This is a genomic window from Campylobacter concisus (genome assembly GCF_015229965.1).
Lineage (GTDB): Bacteria > Campylobacterota > Campylobacteria > Campylobacterales > Campylobacteraceae > Campylobacter_A > Campylobacter_A concisus_BD.
Genome location: NZ_JAAKZB010000043.1, coordinates 1 through 3858 on the forward strand (window position 1 = coordinate 1; position 3858 = coordinate 3858).

1 protein-coding gene is annotated in these 3858 nt (G+C 38.4%); it reads right to left on the bottom strand.

What is annotated here, in order from left to right; translation table 11 throughout:
• The coding region (locus tag G6W43_RS10430; protein WP_194169758.1) for an Ig-like domain-containing protein at nucleotides 1-3858 on the bottom strand (3858 nt) is incomplete at both ends.

Below are 3858 nucleotides of genomic sequence, written 5' to 3' on the forward strand. Positions count from 1 at the left end.
CTTCTACTGTTGTTTTACCAGCATCTTTGTCACCAGCTTTGTTTTCATCATCAGAAATTTTGCCATCTTTGTTTGTATCTTCTGGGAATTTAATTTCTGGGTTGCTTGGTTTTCTGCTAAATTCGCTATCAAGTGTAAGTGTAGCTTTTGATGAATCGCTAACGTTGCCGGCTTCATCAGCAAATCTATACTCTGGAGTCTCATATTTTCCATCTTTTAGTTTGTTGATACCGACGTTAAATGTAGCTTCAAATCTACCATCTTTGATCATCTCATCAGTAATCTCAACAAATTTAACCCAATTACCTTTGCCGTCGATTGACTGGATCACGTCGCCAGCTTTTACGCTACCATCTGTTGGGATGTCGATAACCCAGTGAGCTTTACCATCTTTTATAGCAGCTACTTCAGCTACACTTAAAACACCGTCATTGTTTGTATCTTCTACAAATCTAACTTTTGGATTGCCTATTGTTGTATCAACATCTACGCTTGCTTCTACAGATTTAGCGCTATGTCCTAGTTTATCAGTCGCTTCTACGACAAATTTATGCTCGCCGTCGCCAAGTTTAGTTCTTGGTGTAAATTCCCAGCTACCATCAAGACCAGCTTTTGTAGTACCTGCTATCTTACCATCAACAAATACTTTTATATCTGCACCAGCTTCAGCGCTACCTTTTAGAGTTGGGGTATTGTCGTTTGTAACTTTACCTTTAACATCGCCATTTTCTACGCCACCAGCTACATTATCAACGATCTCTTTGATCTCTGGTATGTTAGTTGCAGTATCAACTGTTAAGCTTACAACGTTTGAGTTTTGAACTGGGTTTTTGACATAGTCTTGCATACTAGCTTCAACTGTATAGTCACCATCATTTAGTGGTTTATCTACTGTGATAGACCAGTCGCCAAGGCTATCTTCTATATATACTTCATCGCTCCATACTACCTTGCCACTACTATCTTTTACGCTAACAGTTACAGTTGAGTAAGGCTCTGCAAAGCCGTTTATAGTTGGAGTATTATCTTTTGTAGCACCTTCGTAAGCACCGCTTAGAGCGTCATCACCGTTGTCATCTGTTACGCTAGTGATTACTACTTTGCCTGGATTAGTATCTACTTTTATAGTTTCAATATCTGAAGTATTTTTATTGCCTATCTTATCAGTTGCCTCTACATAGAATGTATGATCGCCATCGCTAAGTTTAGTTCTTGGTGTAAATTCCCAGCTACCATCAAGACCAGCTTTTGTAGTACCTGCTATCTTACCATCAACAAATACTTTTATATCTGCACCAGCTTCAGCGCTACCTTTTAGTGTTGGAGTGTTGTCATTTGTCCAGTTATTTTTAGAGCTTATATCGCCTGTATCACCTTCAACATCATCAATGATCTCTTTAATAACTGGTTTGTCAGTTGCATTGTCTATTGTTAGGCTTACAACGTTTGAGTTTTGAACTGGGTTTTTGACATAGTCTTGCATACTAGCTTCAACAGTATAGTCACCATCTTTTAATGCTACTGGTACATCAATATGCCAATCACCAAGACTATCTTCTATATATACTTCATCGCTCCATACTACTTTACCGCTACTATCTTTTACGCTAACAGTTACAGTTGCGTACTGCTCGCCTGTACCCCAAATAGTTGGAGTATTGTCTTTCATAGCACCTTCATAAGCACCATTTAGAGCGTCATCACCATTGTCATCTGTTATTCTAGTGATTATTACCTCACCTGGATTAGTATCTACTTTTATCCAAGAAATTCCTGAGTTCTCACTTACATTGCCAGCTTCATCTGTTGCGATAGCATAGAATGAATGTTTGCCGTCGCTTAGTTTGCTAGTTGCATACTCCCACTCACCTTTTTCATTAGCTTTTACGCTACCTGCTTTTCTACCATCTACATAGACATCAACGGTTGCACCAGCCTCAGCACTACCTTTTAATGTTGGGGTATTGTCATTTGTCCAGCCAATTCTTTCGTTTTTCACGTTGCCTGTATCCCCTTCTACATTATCTATAATTTCATTAATTACTGGTTTAGAAGTATGAAGATCTATTGTTACAGTAGCTACATTTGATGCATTGCTTACATTGCCAGCTTTATCTGTTGCAGTTGCTGTTATATTATATTCACCTTCAACAAGTGGGCTCTTTGGTGTAAATTCCCATGATCCATCAGCTTTTACAGGGATGTTTTCAGCGATGATATCATTGCCATTTTTAAGAGTTATGGTTGAGCCTGCCTCAGCTGTACCTTTAAATGTAGGAGTGCTATCGTTTGTAGTACCACCTTTAACGTCTTCGTTAAATTTACCACCCTTAACATCATCTATTACTTCTGTGATGACTGGAGCATCTGGAGCTGTTTTATCAGTAAAGTCTGTATTGCCAGCTGTTCCTTCGCCGTTACCTTTATTGCCAGCTTTATCAGTTACTTCAACATTTACTTTATCACCTGGTTTGATTGGATCAGTAGTGATTTCGAAATTTCCTTTATCATCAGTTGTGCCAGTACCAATTATTTTGCCATCTTTGTCTTTTACTACCACTGGAGCATTTGGCTCATCTGAATGACCTTTTACTATACCTTTATCTGGGTTACCATCAGCTGGGTTATTTGTATCAACTGGAGTTACCTCTTTAACTTCTACGCTTGGAGGTGTATTATCAACAAATTCTGTATCCCCTGCAGTCTCTGTATCACTACCTTTATGGCCAGCTTTATCAGTTACTTCTACTTTTACCTTATCACCTGGTTTGATTGGATCAGTAGTGATTTCAAAGTTTCCTTTATCATCAGTTGTGCCAGTACCTATTGTTTTACCATTTTCATCAGTAACAACTACTGGAGCATTTGGCTCATCTGATTTACCTTTTACGATACCTTTATCTGGAGTACCATCTGATGGGTTAGTCTCATCTACTGGAGTTACAGTATCGATATTTACATCTGGTCCTTTAGTATCATTTGGATGCTCTATATTGCCAGCCACAGCCATATCTGTACCTGCGTTACCAGCTTTGTCTATTGCTTGAACAAATACTGGAGTACCTGGTTGAACAGCTTTATCTAGTTGAATTAAGAAGTCACCTGCACTGTTAGCGTGACCTTTTCCTATAATGTTGTTGTTTTCATCTCTAAATAATATCTCAGCATTTGGAGTATCTGTATGACCTGTTCCCATAGTTAGCTCTGCTGTATCATCAGCTTTGCTGTTTGTATCAATTGGAGTGATTTTAACGTTATCAAGTTTTGGAGCGATTGAGTCTAGATCAATTGTAGCTTCATTGCTTGGTGTGCTCTTACCAAATTTATTCTCAGCAGTTGCTGTAAATTTATGCTCGCCTTGTTTAGTAAGTTCTGGTGTAAATTCCCATGAACCATCAGCTTTAGCTGTTGTCTCACCTATTCTGTCGCCATTATCATAAATTTCTACTTTTGAGCCAGCTTTTGCAGTGCCTTTGATAGTTGGAGTTTTATCATTTGTTAGATGACCTTTTACATCAAGAACGTTACCAACTTTAGTATCTTCTCCATAGCCTTTAACATCATCTATTATCTCATTGATAACTGGAGCTTCTGGAAGATCTTTATGTAAAATCTCTGTATCCCCTGCAGTCTCTGTATCACTACCTTTGTTGCCAGCTTTATCAGTTACTTCTACTTTTACCTTATCACCTGGTTTGATTGGATCAGTAGTGATTTCGAAATTTCCTTTGTCATCAGTTGTGCCAGTACCTATTGTTTTACCATTTTCATCAGTAACAACTACTGGAGCATTTGGCTCATCTGATTTACCTTTTACGATACCTTTATCTGGAGTACCATCTGATGGGTTAGTCTCAT